An 18,474-nucleotide genomic window follows, 5' to 3' on the forward strand; every position below is an offset into this window, starting at 1 on the left:
CCGGTCCACGACCCGAAAGCCGCCGCGGGGCCGGGCGCAGGGAACCCGGTCACCGGCCGGACTATTCGACCAGGCCCTCGCTCTTCAGCCAGTCGTAGGCGACATCGGCGGGGTCCTCACCGTCGATATCGACGCGGGCGTTGAGGTCCTGCATCAGGTTGTCGGTGAGGCGTTCGGAGATCGTGCCCAGCAGTTCGCGCACCGGTGGATACCGTTCGACGATCTCGCCGCGCACCACCGCGGTGCCGCTGTAGGGCAGGAAGAACTTCCGGTCGTCGTCGAGGATCACCAGGTTCAGATTCTTCACCCGGCCGTCGGTCGTGTAGATCATGCCGAAATTGCACGGAGCGCTCTGGGCCGTCGCGGTGTAGACCACGCCGGCGTCCATCCGGGTGACGTTGGCGGCCGGCACACCGTTCGGTTCACCGTAGGGGATCCCGTATTTCTCCAGCATCGGCAGGAAACCGTCGGACCGGCTGAAGAATTCGTCGTCGACGCAGAAGGTGCGGTCGGCGACCGGGAGGGCGGCCACATCGGACAACGAGCGCACTCCCAGCCGTTCGGCGGCCGGAGTCGAGGCCCCGAAGGCGTAGGTGTTGTTGAAGTTTGCCGGTGGCAACCACTCCAGGTCGTATTCGCTTTTCTCGATATCGTGGACGCGCTGCCACAGTTCCTGCGGGTCGGCGATGGACTCGGTCTGGTTGTGGTAGTTCACCCAACCGGTGCCGGTGTACTCCCAGAGCACATCGGCGTCGCCGTTGAGCTGGGCCTGCCGCGACGAGGCCGAGCCCGGCGCACCCGTGAGATCCGTGACCTCGGCGCCGGCGGCGGCCAGATAGGTGGCGGTGATCTTGCCCAGCAGCACACCTTCGGTGAAGCTCTTGGAGGTGACGGTGAGCCGCGCACCGTCCAGCGGTCGGGCGCCGCCGGGCAGGGTCGCGTCGTGGAAGGTTCCCGACGAGCTCACCAGCCCGCAGCCGGTGAGCACCAGCGCCAGCGTGGCGATCACGGTGACCAGCCGGGTACGTGGCGCCGTCATGAGATCCCTCGCGGTGTCGCGGCCAGTTCGACGAGCCGGCCCAGCCAGTCGATGATCAATGCCAGCAGCGCGACCAGGATCGCGCCGGAGACGAGCAGTTTCGGCAGGAACAGGGTGACGCCGGTGGTGATCAGCGTGCCGAGGCTGGTGGCGCCGATGAAGGTGCTCAGCGTCGCGGTGCCGACCAGGATCACCAGCGCGGTGCGCACACCGTTGAGGATCACCGGTACCGCCAGCGGTAGCTCCACCTGGAGCAGTGTGCGGGCGCCCGAGAAGCCGATCCCGCGTGATGCCTCGATCGTGCGCTGATCCACCTGCCGCAGGCCCACGATCGTGTTCTGCAGAATCGGCAGCACCGCGTACACGACCAGGCCCACGATCGCTGTCCGGAATCCGGTGCCCAGCCAGAAGGTGAACAGCACCAGCAGGCCGACCGCGGGCGCGGCCTGGCCGATATTGGCGATGTTGACGGCGAGGGGCTCGAATCGTTTCAGCGCGGGCCGGGTGAGCGCGATACCCAGCGGAATCGCGACGACGACCACGATCACCGTCGCCACCACGGTCAGTTTGATGTGCTCGAGAATGGTGGTCTGCAGATTCGCCCAGCTCAGCGACGCCTGCTCGGTCGGGGTGAAGGTCGTCGACCGATACCACAGGAGGTAGCCGATTCCGATGACCACGATGATGAGCGGCTCGAACCAGACATCGAGCGGTAGCCGGCGCAGGCGGTTCATGACGGGCCGGCCGAATCACTGTCGTCGCGACCGGATTCCGCGGTGGCCCCGCGGTCGGTGGCCGCGGGGCGCGCGGAGCCGGTCGTCTCGGACGCGGTGCCGGGCGCCGGAGACTGAGGGCCGGTTCCGGTGGCGGAGTGTTCGCCACCGGCCGCGGCGGGGGTTTCGTCGTCGGCCGCGATCACGGGTGTCGGCGCCGGATCCGTTCCGTCCACGTAGGTGGTGTAGGAAACCTCGGTTTCCTCCTCACGCACTTCGGCCAGTTTGTCCCGGATCAAATCGGTCACCGACCCGATGCTCAGCGATCCGACCACCGCGCCGCGGCCGTCGGTGACCAGTGCGGCCCCCTGACTGGTCGCGAGCATGGCGTCCAGTGCGTCGTTGAGGGTCGAGGACCGGGCTACCACCGGCAGGCGCCGGTCCAGGAAATCGGAGACCTCGGGTTTGGTCGCCATCTCCGTGAGTGTCGGCCAGGACCGCGGCCGGCCGGCACTGTCGACCACCACGACCCAGGTGTGCCCGGCGGCTTTCGCGCGCTCGATCACGGCGGGCGCGGGCTCCCCGATGCGAGCGGTGATCACGTCGTGGATCTCGACATCGCGCACCCGGGATACGGTGAGGTACGCGAGTTTCGCGCCGGAGCCGACGAATTCCTCCACGAACGGGGTCGCGGGGTCGGTGAGGATTTCCTCCGGAGTCGCGTACTGCTCGATATGACCGCCCTCGGACAGGATGAGCACCCGGTCGCCGAGTTTGGTGGCCTCCTCGAAATCGTGGGTGACGACCACGATGGTTTTCCCGAGTTCCTGCTGGATGGCCAGCAGACTGTCCTGCAGGCGGGCCCGGGTGATCGGGTCGACCGCGCCGAACGGTTCGTCCATCAGCAGCACCGGCGGATCGGCCGCCAATGCGCGCGCCACACCGACGCGCTGCTGCTGTCCGCCGGACATATCCTTCGGCAGGCGGCCGGCGAATTCCGCCGGGTCTAGTCCGACCAGGTCGAGCAGGTATTCGGTGCGTTCGGCGATCCGTTTCTTGTCCCAGCCCAGTACCCGAGGAATCGCGCCGATGTTCTTGGCGACCGTCCAGTGCGGGAAGAGCCCGCCGGACTGGATGACATAGCCGATGGACTGCCGCAGTTTGTCCGGGTCCTCCCGGGTCACATCGCGGTCACCGATGAGGATGCGTCCCTCGGTCGGTTCGATCAACCGGTTGATCATCTTCAGTGTGGTGGTCTTACCGCAGCCCGAGGGCCCGACGAACGCGACGATCTCGCCGGCGGCGATCTCGAGGTCCAGGCGGGCCACCGCGGGAGTTTCCTGGCCCTTGTAGCGCTTGACGACCGAATCCAGGGTGATCGATGCTCCGGTCACCGCCCGGTCCGGGGTCGCCGGCGCGGTCCGGCCGGTTACTGCCTCTGTCACGGTGCCTCCTTCGAAGCGGGGTCGTGCGGGCCGCGGAGGCCGGAGCGTTGGCGGAGGTAGTGCATCATGACAATCCCTTTGCGATGGTGAAACGTCCGAGCGCGACGAGCAGCGCGTCGAAAACCAGCGCGATGGCGACGATGAGAATCGTGCCGGTCAACGCCATTTCCAGCGCGTTCGCACCACCGAGCCGGGAGAGTCCGTTGAAGATCAGCGAGCCGAGGCCCGGCCCCAGTACATAGGCGACGATGGCCGCGACGCCGACGATCATCTGCGTGGACACCCGGATACCGGTGAGGATCACCGGCCACGCGATGGGCAGTTCGACAGTGAGCAGGATCCGCCATCGGGAAAAGCCGATCCCCCGGGCGGATTCGACGACCGAGGCCGGTACCGAACGCAAACCGACGATCGCATTGCCGATCACCGGCAGGGCCGCGAAGAACGCCAGCATCAGGAAGGACGGGACCACACCGAGCCCGAACGGCACCAGCAGCAGCGCCAGCAGGGCCAGCGAGGGAATGGTCAGCGCGACCCGGCTCGAGGTCAGCGACAGCGACGACAGCAGCGGCGTCCGGTACACCGCCACCGCGATGAGCACGGCGACGATACTGCCGGCCAGTACCGTCTGGAATGCCAGCGAGGCATGCTGGTAGGTGAGGAACGCCAGCGTCTCGCCTCGCCCCTGGACGTAACTCCACAGATTCACGGGGATTCCCCTCGTCGGCGGCGGACCGGTCCGGCACCGGCCCGCACGAGCTCACAGACGCGCGAGTCGCAACACTAACCGAAACCCGGACACCTGACCGGGTACGCCGCGCGGTGGACCGAGCGCTGTACCCCGGACCGCAGGCGTATATGCAGCGCTCAGCGGCCTTCCGGCGATGGTCCGGACTGCCGGGTGGTTTGCGATCACAGTGATTTCATACCCACGTCCGGCCTCGCCGACGCGCCCCGCCTCCGCTCCGAATCACTCGCCCGAGTAATCCACCCGACCCCATGTGGCCTATGGCGCCCGGGACGCCGCCACTCGCCTGGCGGTGGCGGCGCTCCCGTTTTCGCCCGTGCGGCCACCACCTACGGCACCGAGATGCGGTGGCCGCACCGAACCGCGTCCCGCCGGTATCGTTTCACCGCTCACGTTCCATCCGAATTCATGCTCGTGCCGAACCGGTCGAATCACCCTGGGCATACGTTTCCCGCAGAACAGTTTTCAATACCTTGCCGCTGGGGTTGCGCGGTAGCTCGGCGACCAGCGCGACTTCCTTGGGACATTTGTATCCGGCCAGCCGGGTGCGGGCGAAGGCCTCGACTCCCTCGGCCGTCGGCGGCGTCGCGGGATCCGCCGGGACGATCACCGCGAGCGGCGCCTCGCCCCAGGTGGGATGCGGGACACCGATCACCGCGACATCGGCGATGCCGGGGTGCGCGGCCAGGATGTTCTCCACTTCGGCGCAGTAGATGTTCTCCCCACCCGAGATGATCATGTCCTTCTTGCGGTCGACGACGAACAGATAGCCGTCTTCGTCCCGGCGCACCAGATCGCCGGAGTGGAACCAGCCGCCGGCGAAGGCACGTTCCGTCTCCTCCGGTTTGTTCCAGTACTCCTTCATGACAGTGGGCCCCCGGTAGACGATTTCGCCCACCTCCCCGGCCGGCACATCGTTCATCTCGTCGTCGACGATGCGGATCTCGACATTCAGAATCGGCGTGCCGACCGAGCCGATCTTGCGGATCGCGTCTTCACCGCGCAGGGTGCAGGTCACCGGGCTGCACTCGGTCTGGCCGAATGCCGTCGACACCGAAGCCTGCGGGAAGGTCTCGATCATGGTGCGCAGCAGTGTGGTCGAGGCGGGTGCCGCACCCCAGGAGATCTGCCGCAGGGCGGACAGGTCGTATGTCCCGATATCCGGCAGCGCGCAGATCGCCTGCCACTGTGCCGGGACGAAGAAACAGCTCGAAACACGTTCCCGCGCCAGGAGTTCCACCGATGCCGCGGGATCGAACCCACCAGAGGCCGTGATCACGAACGTACCGCCGGGCAGCAGGCACATCAGATAACTGGACAACCCGGCGATATGGAACAGCGGTGCCCCGTTGAGCGCCACGGGGTCGACATCACCGGAGGTGCCCTGGTGCAGACTGACACTGAAGGCGTGCAGCAGCAGGTTGGTATGCGTCAGCACCGCCCCCTTCGGGCGCCCGGTGGTGCCCGAGGTGTACATGATGTACGCCGCCGAATTCTCGTCGACGGGGTCGGCCCGGCACACCGGATCGGCCGCTGCCAGCGCGGCCTCGTAATCGTCGCCGCAGTCCCCCGCTGCGCCGGATTCCCCGTCGATCACCAGACAGGTCCGCACACCGGGCGCCTTTCGCCGCGCATCGGCCAGGACACCGGCGAACCGGGCATCCACCACGGCCGCGACCGCGCCGGAATCCTCCAGCAGATAGGCGATTTCGGCGGCCGTCAGCCGGAAGTTGATCGGAACGCAGATCGCACCGGCCCGCATCGGCGCAAGGAACGCCTCCACGACCTCCATCGAATTCAGGCCCAGCACAGCCACACGATCTCCCGCGCCGACGCCGCGCTCACGTAACGCGTTCGCCAACCGGGAAACCCGTTCGTCCAAAGTACGGTAGTTACGCGAAATTCCGCCGAATCGCAAGGCGGAAGTCTCCGGCGTCTTCCGTGCGTGCCGGGCAAGCTGATCGCCTGCGCTCATTCCTCGGGACATCATTTCCGCAGCACCGGCCATGTTGCACTCCAGATTCGGGTCGATCGAATCCGAAGCCTACGCCCGACCCGTAACGCTTCGTAGCGTATTCGGCATTCCCAGACAGTGACCGCCGCATGTTCAGTGGGATGACGGCGCGCCGGTTCAGGCGTGGACCGCGGGCTGACCGACAGTGATCGGCACGGTTTCCCAGCCGCGCATCGTCGAAGTGGACGAGAGTTCCAGCGCGTCCCAGTCGACCTCCCACACCGGGAAACGTTTCAGGAACTCCTCCAGCGCGACTCGCGCCTCCAGCCGGGCCAGTGAGGCACCGAGGCAGTAATGGGTGCCGAAGCCGAAGGTTCGCAGATTGCTGATCTTGCGGTGGATATCGTAGGTGTCCGGATCGTCCCAGCGACCGGGGTCGCGGTTGGCGGAAGCGACCAGCAGCATCATGGCACTCCCGGCCGGCACCGTGGTGCCGTGCAGTTCCACATCGGTGGTGACATACCGGGCGATGGCGTGGCCGGTCGGTTCGAAACGCAGGGTCTCCTCGATCGCGTTCGGGATGAGCCGCGGATCCTCGACCAGTTCGGCACGTTGCCGCGGGTGGCGGGCCAGTAGTGTTCCCAGCCAGCCGAGTAGCCGGGCGGTGGTCTCGTTACCGGCGCCGGCGACCACCGAGATATAGGTCAGGATCTCCTGCCGGGTGAGCGTGCGCGTCACGCCTTCGGTGTCTTCGAATTGCGCGTTCAGCAGCTCGGTCATCAGATCGTCGGAGGGATGCTCGGCGCGCCAATCGATGTACTCGGCGAAGCTGTCGGCGTGCGGAATGGCCTGATCCGATATCTGCATCTGCTGTCCGGGCTCGGTGCGCAGATTCGCATCCGCCCGGTCGCGGACACCCTGCTGATCGTCCTCCGGGATACCGAGCAGCATCCCGATCACCCGCATCGGCACCTCGTTGGCGAACGAGGTCATCAGGTCGAAACTGCCCGCGCCGGCGAGGCGGTCCAGCGATCGCGTGCACATATCGCGGATCTGTGGCTCCAGCGAGAGCACCCGGCGCGGCGTGAATACCCGCGCGAGCAGCGCACGGTGGATATCGTGCGCCGGCGGGTCCTCCATCAGCAAGGTACCCGGCGGGATCTCGATTCCCGCCTTGATGATTTCGAGGATCGGTCCGCGCGACGAGGAGAAGGTCTGCCAGTCCAGCAGGGCGCGGTCGACATCGTCGTAGCGGCTCAGCACATAGAAATCGTGCTCGTCGTTGTAGTAGAGCGGTGCTTCGCGCCGTAACCGGTCGTAGATCGGGTAGGGGTCGCGGGCGATATCACGATCGAAGGGATCCCAGTAGACCTGGTCTGCACGGCGCACGGGCGAACTCCTTCGATCACTACGGGCTCAGCGGCGTCGAGCTTCAGTTCGGACACCCGAAGAATCCCACTTTCAATTGTCGATAACGACATTATCAATTGTGGATTCCCGCAGTGCCCGAATGCAACTGTTGCCTCGGCGGATCGAGGACGCCCAGGGCACCGCCGCAAACGCACGCACACCGCGATTGCACGCCTACGGCGACAGACAGGTGCCACAGAACAGCGCCGAGCGAGCCGGTCGACTCGTTCGGCGCTGCGGCAAGCCCGGACGGGCAGACTCAGTTGCCCGGGCGCGGTACATCGCCGCGCCAGGCACCCGTTTCGTGGCCGCGGGTTTCGATGAACTGCTTGAACCGCTCGAGATCACTCTGGACACGGTGATCCAGGATCTTCAGCTTGTCCGCGGCATTCTCCACGAAACCTTCCGGGTCGATATCCATCTGCGTGATGATCCGGGTCGTCGAATCGTCGATCCGGTGGAACGTCACCACGCCGGCGTGACGGGGCCCGCTGTCGGAGCGCCAGGCCACACGTTCCTCGGGGTGCTGCTCGGTGATCGTGGCGTCGAACTCGCGAACCGACGGGCCGATCTCGATCTTCCAGTGCGTATGCGTGGCGTCGAGCTGGTCCACCCGCTCGACACCCTCCATGAACTGCGGAAACGATTCGAACTGCGTCCACTGGTCGTAGGCCGTGCGAATCGGTACCTCGACCTCGGTCGAAGCGGTGACAGTGCTCATTCACTACCTCACTTGCTCTCGCGCCCGGTGCCGCACCCGCATCGGATCAGTCGGGCGAGGCCCCGGGTGTGCGGTTTCGGTACATGCGAGGCCTACCCGGGCGACCGCCGGACAAACAAGGCGCGCGAACGGCAGCCGTCCGGTGAAAATCCGCATCGAGAGAAATATCCATGTTTCAAGTCACCGTTTTCCGCAACCGTTCCGATCCCCGGACCGGCGAACCGGAATCGTCGCTGCTCGAGCGGCCGCGGGAAAAACGGGATGTCCGATCGGACCGAGGATGGTTTGCCCGACTTCGCCGGTAACGAATGCGTCACGTTACCATCGCCCCCCGTGACCGACACGATGGTGAGGGCGGACCTGACGCCCGCGGAGCAATCTCGGGCCACCCGGCCCGCACGCGGACAATGGGCGAGGCCGGTGGCGTTGATCGCCGGTCTCCTCGCCACCGTCTTCGCCCTCGCGGTCCCGCTCCTACCGGTACACGTCGACAAGACGACACTCACCTGGCCGCAGCAGGGCTCGACCGGCAGCATCGCGGCCCCGCTGATCTCCTACGCACCGGTCTCCTTCGACGCCACGATCCCCGGCCCGGCGCTGCAACAGCTCACCGAACGCGGGGGCCTGGCTACGGCCACCATGCCCGCCGAGGCCCCCGATCTGGAGAAATACGGATTCGTTGCGCGGGTCCAGCCCGCGGCGGACGGCTCGCCCGCCCGCCTCGAGGTGGTGCTGCGCAGCCAGTCGATGTTCAGTGTGCCGGTCGCCGAACTGCGCGACGCGACCCTCACCGTGCACTCCGACAATTCGGCGACCACCGCCGAGCTCACCGGAACAGACACCCAGCCGGTGTTCCTGGCGGGCGATTTCCGGCCACAGCTGGTCGGCGTCTTCAGCGATCTGACCGCGTCGGCCGGGACCACGGTGACCGCGGAGGTGGACAGCCGCTTCTCGGTCGTCCCGACCCTCGCCAAACGCGCCGCCGGGGTACTGGCGGTGGTGTGTGCGCTGGCCGCCCTGGTGGCACTGTTCCGGCTGGACCATTCGGCAGGCAGGCGGATACGCCGGCTGCTGCCACAGCGCTGGCTGACCTTCACCGGTGTCGACGCCGCGGTGTTCACCACACTCGTGGTCTGGCATTTCATCGGGTCCACGACCTCCGACGACGGTTACCAGTTCGGCATGGCCCGCACTTCGCTGGCGTCGGGCTACATGGCCAACTATTTCCGCTTCTTCGGCGTACCCGAGAACCCGGTCGGCACGCCCCCCTACGACGTGATCGCCCATATGACCGAGATCAGTATCGCCAGCCCATGGGTGCGGTTGCCGACATTGCTCGCCGGTTTCCTCGCCTGGCTGGCACTGAGCCGGGAAGTGATCCCCCGGCTCGGGGTCGTCCTGCGGCACGACAAGGTCGTCGTCTGGACCGGTGCGCTGGGATTCCTCGCGGTGTGGCTGCCCTACAACAACGGGTTGCGCCCCGAACCGGTGATCGCGGTCGCGGTGCTGCTCACCTGGTGCTTCGTCGAACGGGCCATCGCGACCAGGCAGCTGCTGCCGTACGCGATCGCCATTCTGATCGCCGCGTTCAGCCTGACCGCGGCGCCGTCGGGCGTGATCTGTTTCGCGCCGCTGGCCGCCGGGGCGCGGTCGGTCGTCCGCTTCGGTATCGCCCGGGCCCGCAAGATGTCGGATCCCGGCACCGGCATCACGACCGGACCGTCCTGGTCCGCGCGAATCCTGGCCTACGGCGCCCTGCTGGCACCCTTGGCCGCCGCCGGAACCCTCGTCCTGGTTTTCGCCTTCGCCGTCCAGCCCCTGTCGGCGATGTTCGAGATGACCCGCGTGCACAACGAGGTGGGCCCCTCCATTCCGTGGTACGACGACTATGTCGCCTATCAGCGGCTCTTCACGCCCACAGCCGACGGTTCGATCGGGCGCCGGTTCGGGATGGTCGCGATGTGGCTGGGTCTGCTGGTGTGCGCGTTCGTGATACTGCGCAAGGGCGGCCGGATCCCGTTCGTCGCCCCCGGCCCGGCCAAACGGCTACTGGGGATCACCTTCGGGGCGATGCTGCTGATGGCGACCGTCCCGACGAAGTTCACCCACCACAACGGGGTTTTCGCCGGACTGGCCGGGGCCGTCGCCGTCGTCACCGCGGTGGCGGTGGGACCGAGGGTGATGCGGGCGCCGCGCTACCGGGCCTTGTTCGCGGCCGTTGTCGCGGTGGCACTGGCGCAGATCTTCACCGGGGTCAACAAATGGTTCTACGCCTCCGATCACGGGATCCCGTGGTGGAACGAGGCGCCGTCGATCGCCGGCCTCGGGATGAGCGAGATCTTCCTGACCGTCGCCTTGCTGTGCCTGGTACTCGCCGGCTGGTGGCATCTGCGCGCTCCGGAACCCGGGACACCACATCGTGTTTCGCGCCGGGCGTGGCGGCTGGCGAAGATCCCGCCGCTCACGGTGGCGGCAGCGCTGATCGTCCTGTTCCAGGTGGGCTCGTTCGCGACTGCCGCGGCCACGCAATACCCGGCATTCTCGCTGGCCCGCTCCAATATCGACGCGGTCCGGGGCGAAGCGTGCGGGATGGCAAACGATGTGCTGGTCGAAACCGACCCGAACGCCGCGATGCTCACGCCGCTGTCCGGCGACGCCGCGAGCACCTTCGCCGGTGACGGCACCGGATTCGTCCCGCACGGTGTGGCGAACGTGACCTCCGACGACGATCAGTCGAAGGACGAGGAGAGCAGTATCGCCGACGCCCTGGACGACGAGGGTTCCGACGGTAGTTCCCGGACGCAGACCGGCGGCGCGCCGCTGCCCTTCGGGCTGTCCGCGGCCACCCCGGTGCTCGGCACCGCCGGGCAGCAGGAGGCGGCCGAACTGACCACCGGCTGGTACCGGCTGCCGGCACCGCAGGACCGCGACGGAATCATGGCGTTCACCGCGTCCGGCCGCTTCCGGGCGATCACCCAGGACGGTTCGGTGATGCCCGGTCAGCCGATCGATATCGAATACGGCACCGCGGAATCGGCGACCAGTGCCCGGCCCCTCGGGCAGGTGATGCCCATCGATATCGGCCCGACGCCGTCCTGGCGGAATCTGCGGGTGCCACTGGATCAGATTCCGGACCAGGCCGATGTGGTCCGGATCAAAGCCAAGGATCTGTCCGTCGACGCCCAGGAGTGGATGGCGCTCACTCCGCCGCGCATACCACGGACACAGACCGTCAACGAACTGATCGGGTCGCAGCAGCCGGTACTGCTGGATTGGGCGGTGGGCCTGCAGTTCCCGTGCCAGCGGCCGTACGACCACAAGGACGGTATCGCCCAGGCACCCGGCTGGCGCATCCTGCCCAACCGCCCGGCCTCGCACACCACCTCGCTGTGGCAGAGCCACGACGGCGGCGGTCCGCTGGGCTGGACCCGCCAGCTGCTGCGCTCACAAACGCTGGCCACCTATCTGAAGGACGACTGGAGTCACGATTGGGGGCAGCTGCAGCGATTCACACCGATCGACCCCGGGGCACGTCCGGCGGTACCGGAGGTGGCCCAGGAGACCCACGGCGGTCTGTGGACCCCGGGGCCGATCAATGTGACCTGGTAGCCCTCGGACGGGTGAGCGGTTCTCGCCGCACCACGCGGGAACTGTTCGCCTGCCGCAGAGTCCGGCGCTTCCAGTACGCACCGTCACACCGAGTACGGTCCGTGGTTGTGTCAGTCGCAGACCGCACCCTGGGACGCCGAACCCACGAGACGCACATACTTCGCGAGCACTCCGCGGGTGTAGCGGGCGGGCAGCGGCGCCCAGCCGTCGCGGCGGCGGCTGAGTTCGACGGGTTCGACCAGGAGATCGAGGGTGCCCGCCCCGACGTCGAGGCGGATGCGGTCCCCGTCGCGCACGAAGGCGATGGGACCCGCGTCCACCGCTTCCGGCGCCACATGCCCGACGCAGAGACCGGTGGTGCCGCCGGAGAATCGTCCGTCGGTCAGCAACAGTACGTCCTTGCCGAGTCCGGCACCTTTGATGGCACCGGTGATCGCGAGCATTTCGCGCATCCCCGGGCCGCCCTTGGGACCCTCGTAGCGGATGACCACCACATCGCCCGCCGTGATCGTCCCGTCCTCGAGCGCGTCCATGGCGGCCCGCTCCCGATCGAAAACCCGTGCGGTGCCTTCGAAGACATCGGAGTCGAACCCGGCCGATTTCACCACGGCGCCGCCGGGTGCCAGCGAGCCGTGCAGGATGGTGATTCCACCGGTCGGGTGGATCGGCGACGACAGCGCACGCACCACCTTGCCGTCCGGGTCCGGCGGCGCGATCTCGGCGAGGTTCTCCGCGACGGTGCGGCCCGTCACGGTCAGGCAGTCGCCGTGCAGCAGTCCGGCCTCCAGCAGGGTTTTCATCAGTACCGGAACGCCGCCTACGCGGTCGATATCGGTCATCACGTGCCGGCCGAACGGTTTGACATCGGCCAGATGCGGGACCCGGCGGCCGACCCGGGCGAAATCGTCCAGGCTCAACGCGACCCCGGCCTCGTGCGCGATCGCCAGCAGATGCAGGACCGCGTTGGTGGAGCCGCCGAACGCCATCACCACCGCGATGGCGTTCTCGAACGCCTCTTTCGTGAGGATATCGGCGGTGGTGATCCCGCGGCGGATCAGTTCGATCACCGCCGCCCCGCTACGGCGGGCGTAACCGTCGCGGCGGCGGTCGGTCGCCGGCGGTGCCGCGCTCCCCGGCAGCGACATCCCGAGCGCCTCGGCCGCGCTGGCCATCGTGTTGGCCGTGTACATACCACCGCAGGCGCCTTCCCCGGGGCAGATGGCGCGCTCGATGGCGTCCACGTCCGCCCGGCTCATCAACCCCCGCGCGCACGCACCCACGGCCTCGAACGCGTCGATGATGGTGACTTCACGTTCACTGCCGTCGGACAGTTTCGCGATACCCGGCAGGATGGATCCGGCGTAGAGGAACACACTGGCCAGGTTCAGCCGCGCGGCCGCCATCAACATACCGGGCAGCGATTTATCGCAACCGGCCAGCAGGACCGATCCGTCGAGCCGTTCGGCCTGCATCACCGTTTCCACGCTGTCGGCGATGACCTCGCGGGAGACCAGGGAGAAATGCATTCCTTCGTGCCCCATCGAGATACCGTCGGAAACCGAGATGGTGCCGAACTGCATGGGGAACCCGCCGGCTTCGAACACACCGTCCTTACAGCCACCGGCGAGGCGGTCCAGCGAGAGGTTGCACGGTGTGATCTCGTTCCACGAGGACGCGACACCGATCTGAGGTTTCGCCCAGTCGTCGTCGCCCATACCGACCGCGCGCAGCATTCCGCGCGCGGCGGTTTTCTCCAGGCCGTCGGTCACATCGCGGCTGCGGGGTTTCATATCGGGGGTGGCGGGGGTTGCTGAATCACGGGACACGAGGCCATCGTCCTCTTCTCCGGGCGAGATTTCCTGGTCCCACGCCGGTCGGACGCACGCGACCGCGCCTGCCCGAGTGCCACGTCGGTAACGGTGCGGATCGCCGCGTGCCGGGCTGCCGGCGTGGACTCCCGGTCTGCTCGAGCGGGACCGAAGCGCGCAGTGGTGGCGCCGACGAACGCATCCGCGCCCGCGAACGCGCCAGGTCTTCGATCAGCTGCAAGCCCCGACGCCGCCGACGGGCCGGCCGGAGCTCGCCGGCCTTGTCCAGCGCACTCAGCAGTACTTCGGCCGGGGTTCGGGTGGTGATTGCGTCGATGGGCACCCCGGCTCCGATCGCCCGGTGCCCGATACGAGGTCATGCCGCCGACACGTGCCGGCGGCATGACCTCGCCCTCATCAGCCCGCCTGCGTGGCGGGCAGTATCCGGGCACGGACCTCCCCGAATCCGATCCGCGAGCCTGCGGGTCCGGGGGCGGTGGCGGCGATGGCGACCTCGTCACCGTCCTCGAGGAAGGTCCGGGTTTCGCCGGCCACCTCGACGGGTTCGGCGCCGCCCCAGGTGAGTTCGATGAACGCGCCGCGCTGGTCCGGTTCCGGTCCGGAGATCGTCCCGGACGCGAAGAGATCACCGGTGCGCGCCGTGGCGCCGTTGACGGTGGTGTGGGCCAGCATCTGCGCGGGTGACCAATACATCTGGGCATACGGCGGGCGGGCGACGAGCTGCCCGTTCCACTCGACCGTGAGATCGATGTCGAGACCCCATTTCTCCGTGCCGCGCAGGTAGGGCAGCGGTTCCGGGTCCTGTACCGGGGTGTCGATCCGGGCCGCCTCGAGCGCCGCCAGCGGCACCACCCACGGCGATATCGAGGTCGCGAAGCTTTTGCCGAGGAAGGGCCCCAGCGGTACGTACTCCCATGCTTGGATATCGCGGGCCGACCAGTCGTTCACCACGACGGCGCCGAAGACGTGATCGGCGAACCGGTCCGGTGTGATCACCGTGCCGGGTGCGGATGGCACGCCGACGACGAAGCCCAGTTCGGCCTCGATATCGAGGCGGCGCGACGGCCCGAAGGACGGGGCCTGTTCTGTGGGGGCTTTGCGCTGCCCGCACGGCCTGACGATATCGGTGCCGGACAGGATCACGGTGCCGGCGCGGCCGTGGTAGCCGACCGGTAGATGCTTCCAATTCGGCATGAGCGGCGCCGAATCGGGTCGGAAGAGCCGGCCCAGATTGGTGGCGTGGTGTTCGGAAGCGTAGAAGTCGACGTAGTCGGCGACGGCGATGGGCAGGTGCATCGTCACGTCCGCGATATCGTGCACCGCGTGCGCGTCGATATCGCCGCGCACGAGTTCGGTGATACGGGCCCGGACCCGTGACCATTCCCGCGGACCACGGGACATGAAATCGTTGAGGACCGGCCGGGCGAACACCTCGTCGCCGAGCGCGAGCGCCAGGTCGACGACCTTGTCCGCCACCCGGACGCCGATCCTGGGCGTTGTCCCCGGGGTGGAAAACGAGCCGTAGGGCAGATTGTCCAGCCCGAACAGTGAATCGGCGGGGATTTCTATCACGGTCATGGTGCTGAACTTTCGGGGACGGGCCGCAGGGCGGCGGGAAGCAGCTGTAGATCCACCAGCTCGGTCAACGGGTCGCCGATACTGCAGGTCCCGAAGGACCGGAACGCCGTTCGCACGGCGTCGATTTCGGCATCGGTCAGCGCGGCCAGCCGCTGTGCGATCGTGCTGCCGTCGCGATCGGCCAGTACTTCGGCGAGTTCGGCGGTCTCGGCGCCGGTGAGTGCCCGATGCGTCGCGAGCAAGAGGTTGAGGAACCCGTGCTGATCGAATCCGGTGGCGGGATCGGTATTGCGGACCGCGTGGTGCAGGCCCGCGGTCGCTTTGAACGGCGTGCCGGCCGTGACGGCCGACCGGATGGCGGCGGCGAGTTCCGGCACGCCGGGGTAGGCCTCGGCGACCACACCCCCGGTGCGGAACTTCGCCACATAAGGCGAGTCCGCCAGCCGGTCGAAGAATTCCGGCCGGCGGCTGTCCCGGGGAACCTCGACCGCTACGGCGAGCTCCGGCCATCCCGGTCTTGCCCCGGGCAGTGCCGCGAAGAACTCTTGCGCGGATCGGCCGGGCTGCGCGGCGATTTCGACGCCCACAACGGTGACCCCGGAAATCTCGGCGGCCTGATCCAAGGCACGGGCCACCGTGCCGGGACCCTCCGGCGCCGTGAGCACCACCTCGATCGGCGCGGGTTGCTGCGCGGCGAGCTCGGCGAGTCGGGGAATCGGGAAGATCAGCGGGCCGACAAGCGCCGCGAAGTCGCTGTCGCGGTAGCGGGCATGCGCCGTGAGCGCGGCCGGCAGCGGGGCGTTACCGGGTGGGAACAACGCCGCGTCATCGCAGAGACCACGCAGCAGCGCGGGAATCATACGCCCGCCTCCCCCAGCCAGGACCACGCATAATTCGGGTCCTCACAGGCCAGTGCGCCCTCCCCCAGTTCGAGCGGCGCGAAGGTATCGACCATCACCGCGGTCTCTTCGACGTCCTCGAGCCCCAGAGAGCGTTCCATACCGCCGGGCTGTGGCCCGTGGGCGTGGCCGCCGGGATGCACCGACACCGACCCGAGACCTATCCCGGATCCCTTGCGCGCCTCGTAGTTTCCGCCGCAGTAGAACATCACCTCGTCGGAGTCGACATTCGAGTGGTAGTAGGGCACCGGGACGGCCAGCGGGTGATAGTCGACCTTGCGGGGGACGAAATTGCACACCACGAACCCGTTGCCTTCGAAGGTCTGGTGCACCGGCGGGGGCTGGTGCACTCGACCGGTGAGGGGTTCGAAATCCTCGATATTGAAGGTGTACGGATACAGGCAACCGTCCCAGCCCACCACGTCGAACGGATGCCGCGGGTACACCATTCGGGTGCCGACGATCCCGCGCGAGGTCCGATGTTTGACCAGTACCTCGATATCTGTACCGTCGGCGAGCAGTACCTCCGACGGTCCGTGCAGATCGCGTTCACAGTACGGTGCGTTCTCCAGAAGCTGCCCGAACCGCGAGAGGTAGCGTTTGGGCGGCACGATATGACTGCTCGATTCGATCGTGTACGCGCGCACCGGTTCGTCGCCGCGGGGAATCCAGCGATGTGTCGTGGACGTCGGGATCACCACGTAGTCGCCGGGCCGCGCCTCGAGCGCCCCGAACACCGTTTCGACCCGCGCCGCACCGGATTCCAGGTAGACGACCTCGTCGCCGAGGGCATTGCGGTACAGCGGCGAGGTCTGCTGCGCGACCACATAGGAGATCCGCACATCGGCGTTGCCCAGCAGCAGCCGGCGTCCGGTCACGAGATCGGTCTGCGACCAGCTCTCTCGCGGGAACAGCTCGTGCAGTTTCAGATGCCGCGGCCGCAGCGGATGATTCGGTTCCGTGGACTGGTCCGGCAGCTCCCAGACGGTCGAATCGGAGATCGCCGACGGGATACCGCGGTGATAGAGCAGTGACGAATCCGAGGAGAAGCCCTCCTCACCCATCAGCTCCTCGTAGTACAGGCGGCCGCTGTCGTCGCGGTGCTGGGTGTGACGTTTCGGCGGAACATTGCCGAGCCGGCGGTAATACGCCATGCCTACCTCCTCGGGAAGACGAATGTGTGTCGATGACGGCGCGGGATCAGTCCACCCGCAGGGCGATGCCCTTGGTTTCCTCGATGAAGAAGACCGTCACCAGGGTGAGGAGCGCGCAGAACACGAAGTATCCGGCGGGCGCGAGGGAATTGCCGGTGAGGTCGATGAGATAGGTCGCGATGAACGGCGCCGTCCCGCCCAGCACCATATTGGTGGTGTTGTTGCCCAGCGCCAGGCCGCTGTAGCGCACGGAGGCCTTGAGCATCTCCACGTAGGTCACGTACGAGGCGCCGTTGACGACCGAGACGCAGATGAACAGCACAGACTGCCCCACCACGGCCTGCCAGGCACCCGCGCCGGCCATCAGCATGAACATCGGGATGCCGAGGATCGCGGCGGCCGCACTACCGCCGAACAGCACCGGTTTACGGCCGTATCGGTCGGCGAGGTAGCCGGCGATCGGCAGCGTGATGACACCGAGGACCAGCGCGAGCGAGGTGGACAGGAACGCCAGCGTCGACGAATGCCCGCCGGAGGTCTGCAGATAGGTGGCTGCGTACACCGAGGCGATGTAGTAGCCACCGGTGATCAGCGCGCCCAGGAAGATGATCTTCACGACCGCGCCGCCGGAGGTGCTGAGCAACTCCATGATCGGCAGCTTCTTCGTTTCCCCCTTCTCCGCGAGTTCCTCGAACTGCGGGGTGTCCTCCATATGGTTGCGGATCCAGATGCCGACGACACCGATGACCACGCTGAGCAGGAACGGGATGCGCCACGCCCAGGAGAGAATGGTTTCCTCGTCGAAGAACGAGGTCAGGCCCAGTGCCACCAGGGACGCCACGAGCGAGCCGAGATAGGTGCCCGAGTTGACCATCGAGGTCTGCGTCGCCCGCCAGCGCGCCGGCGCCGATTCGGAGACGAAGGCATTGGCGCCACCGAGTTCGCCGCCCGCGGCGAACCCTTGAACACACCGGGCCAGCACCAGGACGGCCGTGGCCCAGACGCCGAGAGTGACGTAGGTGGGTAGCAGGCCCATGATCACCGTGGCGATCACCATCAGCAGGATGGTCCACGAGAGCGCGCTCTTGCGGCCGTAGCGGTCGCCGATATGGCCGAAGAAGATCCCGCCCGGGATCCGCAGGAAGAAGGCGACCGCGAAGGCCGCGAAGGTCCCCAGCAGCGCGGCCGTATCGTTCTCCGAGACGAAGAACAGCGAGGCGATCACCGTCGCCATATAGCCGTAGATGCCGAAGTCGTAGTACTCGACGACGGTGCCGACGACCGCCGCGCGGACCACCTTCACCGGCGACTGCTTACCGGCCGGGCTTGTGCCGCCGGCCGATTCGGAGCGGTGCACTGCTTCGGGCATCAGCTC

General features: G+C 67.3%; 13 protein-coding genes. 1 reads left to right on the forward strand and 12 read right to left on the reverse strand.

The window, feature by feature from the left end:
* Positions 1–61: 61 nt before the first annotated feature.
* The 7 genes from QH195_RS02300 to QH195_RS02330 form a co-directional block, all read right to left on the reverse strand.
* On the reverse strand, positions 62–1,039 hold the full coding sequence (locus tag QH195_RS02300; protein ID WP_280434153.1) for a glycine betaine ABC transporter substrate-binding protein: 978 nt from the start codon (positions 1,037–1,039) through the stop codon (positions 62–64).
* Positions 1,036–1,773, reverse strand: a complete 738-nt coding sequence (locus QH195_RS02305) for an ABC transporter permease (protein WP_280425345.1) — start codon at positions 1,771–1,773, stop codon at positions 1,036–1,038. Before QH195_RS02305 ends, QH195_RS02300 begins: the two co-directional genes overlap by 4 nt.
* A complete protein-coding gene (locus QH195_RS02310; protein WP_280434154.1) occupies positions 1,770–3,197 on the reverse strand; it encodes an ABC transporter ATP-binding protein in 1,428 nt (475 codons plus the stop codon). Before QH195_RS02310 ends, QH195_RS02305 begins: the two co-directional genes overlap by 4 nt.
* A 64-nt stretch (positions 3,198–3,261) precedes the next feature.
* Entirely contained in the window at positions 3,262–3,906 is a 645-nt protein-coding gene (locus QH195_RS02315) for an ABC transporter permease (protein WP_280425347.1), read from the reverse strand.
* Between the two features lie 445 nt (positions 3,907–4,351).
* Positions 4,352–5,953, reverse strand: coding sequence for a long-chain-fatty-acid--CoA ligase (locus tag QH195_RS02320; RefSeq protein ID WP_280434155.1), 1,602 nt, complete (start codon positions 5,951–5,953; stop codon positions 4,352–4,354).
* A gap of 123 nt (positions 5,954–6,076) precedes the next feature.
* Entirely contained in the window at positions 6,077–7,288 is a 1,212-nt protein-coding gene (locus tag QH195_RS02325) for a cytochrome P450 (protein ID WP_280434156.1), read from the reverse strand.
* A gap of 280 nt (positions 7,289–7,568) precedes the next feature.
* The gene (locus QH195_RS02330) at positions 7,569–8,030 is read right to left on the reverse strand and encodes an SRPBCC family protein (protein WP_280419960.1); all 462 of its coding nucleotides are present in this window, start codon (positions 8,028–8,030) and stop codon (positions 7,569–7,571) included.
* Positions 8,031–8,375: 345 nt separating this feature from the next.
* Here QH195_RS02330 and QH195_RS02335 point away from each other — a divergent pair, with 345 nt between their 5' ends.
* Positions 8,376–11,639 carry an arabinosyltransferase domain-containing protein gene (locus tag QH195_RS02335; protein ID WP_432278416.1) on the forward strand — a complete coding sequence of 1,088 codons (3,264 nt, stop codon included), beginning with the start codon at positions 8,376–8,378 and terminating at the stop codon, positions 11,637–11,639.
* 110 nt (positions 11,640–11,749) lie between these two features.
* Here the strand turns inward: QH195_RS02335 and ilvD are convergent, their stop codons facing one another.
* From ilvD to QH195_RS02360, 5 genes are all read right to left on the reverse strand, one after another.
* Entirely contained in the window at positions 11,750–13,429 is a 1,680-nt protein-coding gene (ilvD, locus tag QH195_RS02340; protein ID WP_280420007.1) for a dihydroxy-acid dehydratase, read from the reverse strand.
* A gap of 435 nt (positions 13,430–13,864) precedes the next feature.
* Positions 13,865–15,046, reverse strand: a complete 1,182-nt coding sequence (fahA, locus tag QH195_RS02345; RefSeq protein WP_280434158.1) for a fumarylacetoacetase — start codon at positions 15,044–15,046, stop codon at positions 13,865–13,867.
* Positions 15,043–15,906 (reverse strand): hypothetical protein, encoded by an 864-nt coding sequence (locus tag QH195_RS02350; protein ID WP_280434159.1) that lies wholly within the window; start codon positions 15,904–15,906, stop codon positions 15,043–15,045. The genes fahA and QH195_RS02350 overlap by 4 nt, the downstream gene beginning before the upstream one ends.
* The gene (locus tag QH195_RS02355) at positions 15,903–17,099 is read right to left on the reverse strand and encodes a homogentisate 1,2-dioxygenase (protein ID WP_280434160.1); all 1,197 of its coding nucleotides are present in this window, start codon (positions 17,097–17,099) and stop codon (positions 15,903–15,905) included. Before QH195_RS02355 ends, QH195_RS02350 begins: the two co-directional genes overlap by 4 nt.
* Before the next feature lie 46 nt (positions 17,100–17,145).
* Positions 17,146–18,468, reverse strand: coding sequence for an MFS transporter (locus QH195_RS02360; protein WP_432278296.1), 1,323 nt, complete (start codon positions 18,466–18,468; stop codon positions 17,146–17,148).
* Positions 18,469–18,474 lie beyond the last annotated feature (6 nt).

This window comes from Nocardia carnea (assembly GCF_029868855.1).
Taxonomy (GTDB): Bacteria; Actinomycetota; Actinomycetes; order Mycobacteriales; family Mycobacteriaceae; genus Nocardia; species Nocardia carnea_A.

What these genes read in the sequence shown, in the direction of transcription:
- QH195_RS02300 (WP_280434153.1), bottom strand. Translation starts at nt 1,039, where the DNA reads ATGACGGCGCCACGTACCCGGCTGGTCACCGTGATCGCCACGCTGGCG.
- QH195_RS02305 (WP_280425345.1), bottom strand. Translation starts at nt 1,773, where the DNA reads ATGAACCGCCTGCGCCGGCTACCGCTCGATGTCTGGTTCGAGCCGCTC.
- QH195_RS02320 (WP_280434155.1), bottom strand. Translation starts at nt 5,953, where the DNA reads ATGGCCGGTGCTGCGGAAATGATGTCCCGAGGAATGAGCGCAGGCGAT.
- QH195_RS02330 (WP_280419960.1), bottom strand. Translation starts at nt 8,030, where the DNA reads ATGAGCACTGTCACCGCTTCGACCGAGGTCGAGGTACCGATTCGCACG.
- QH195_RS02335 (WP_432278416.1), top strand. Translation starts at nt 8,376, where the DNA reads ATGGTGAGGGCGGACCTGACGCCCGCGGAGCAATCTCGGGCCACCCGG.
- ilvD (WP_280420007.1), bottom strand. Translation starts at nt 13,429, where the DNA reads ATGAAACCCCGCAGCCGCGATGTGACCGACGGCCTGGAGAAAACCGCC.
- fahA (WP_280434158.1), bottom strand. Translation starts at nt 15,046, where the DNA reads ATGACCGTGATAGAAATCCCCGCCGATTCACTGTTCGGGCTGGACAAT.
- QH195_RS02350 (WP_280434159.1), bottom strand. Translation starts at nt 15,906, where the DNA reads ATGATTCCCGCGCTGCTGCGTGGTCTCTGCGATGACGCGGCGTTGTTC.
- QH195_RS02355 (WP_280434160.1), bottom strand. Translation starts at nt 17,099, where the DNA reads ATGGCGTATTACCGCCGGCTCGGCAATGTTCCGCCGAAACGTCACACC.
- QH195_RS02360 (WP_432278296.1), bottom strand. Translation starts at nt 18,468, where the DNA reads ATGCCCGAAGCAGTGCACCGCTCCGAATCGGCCGGCGGCACAAGCCCG.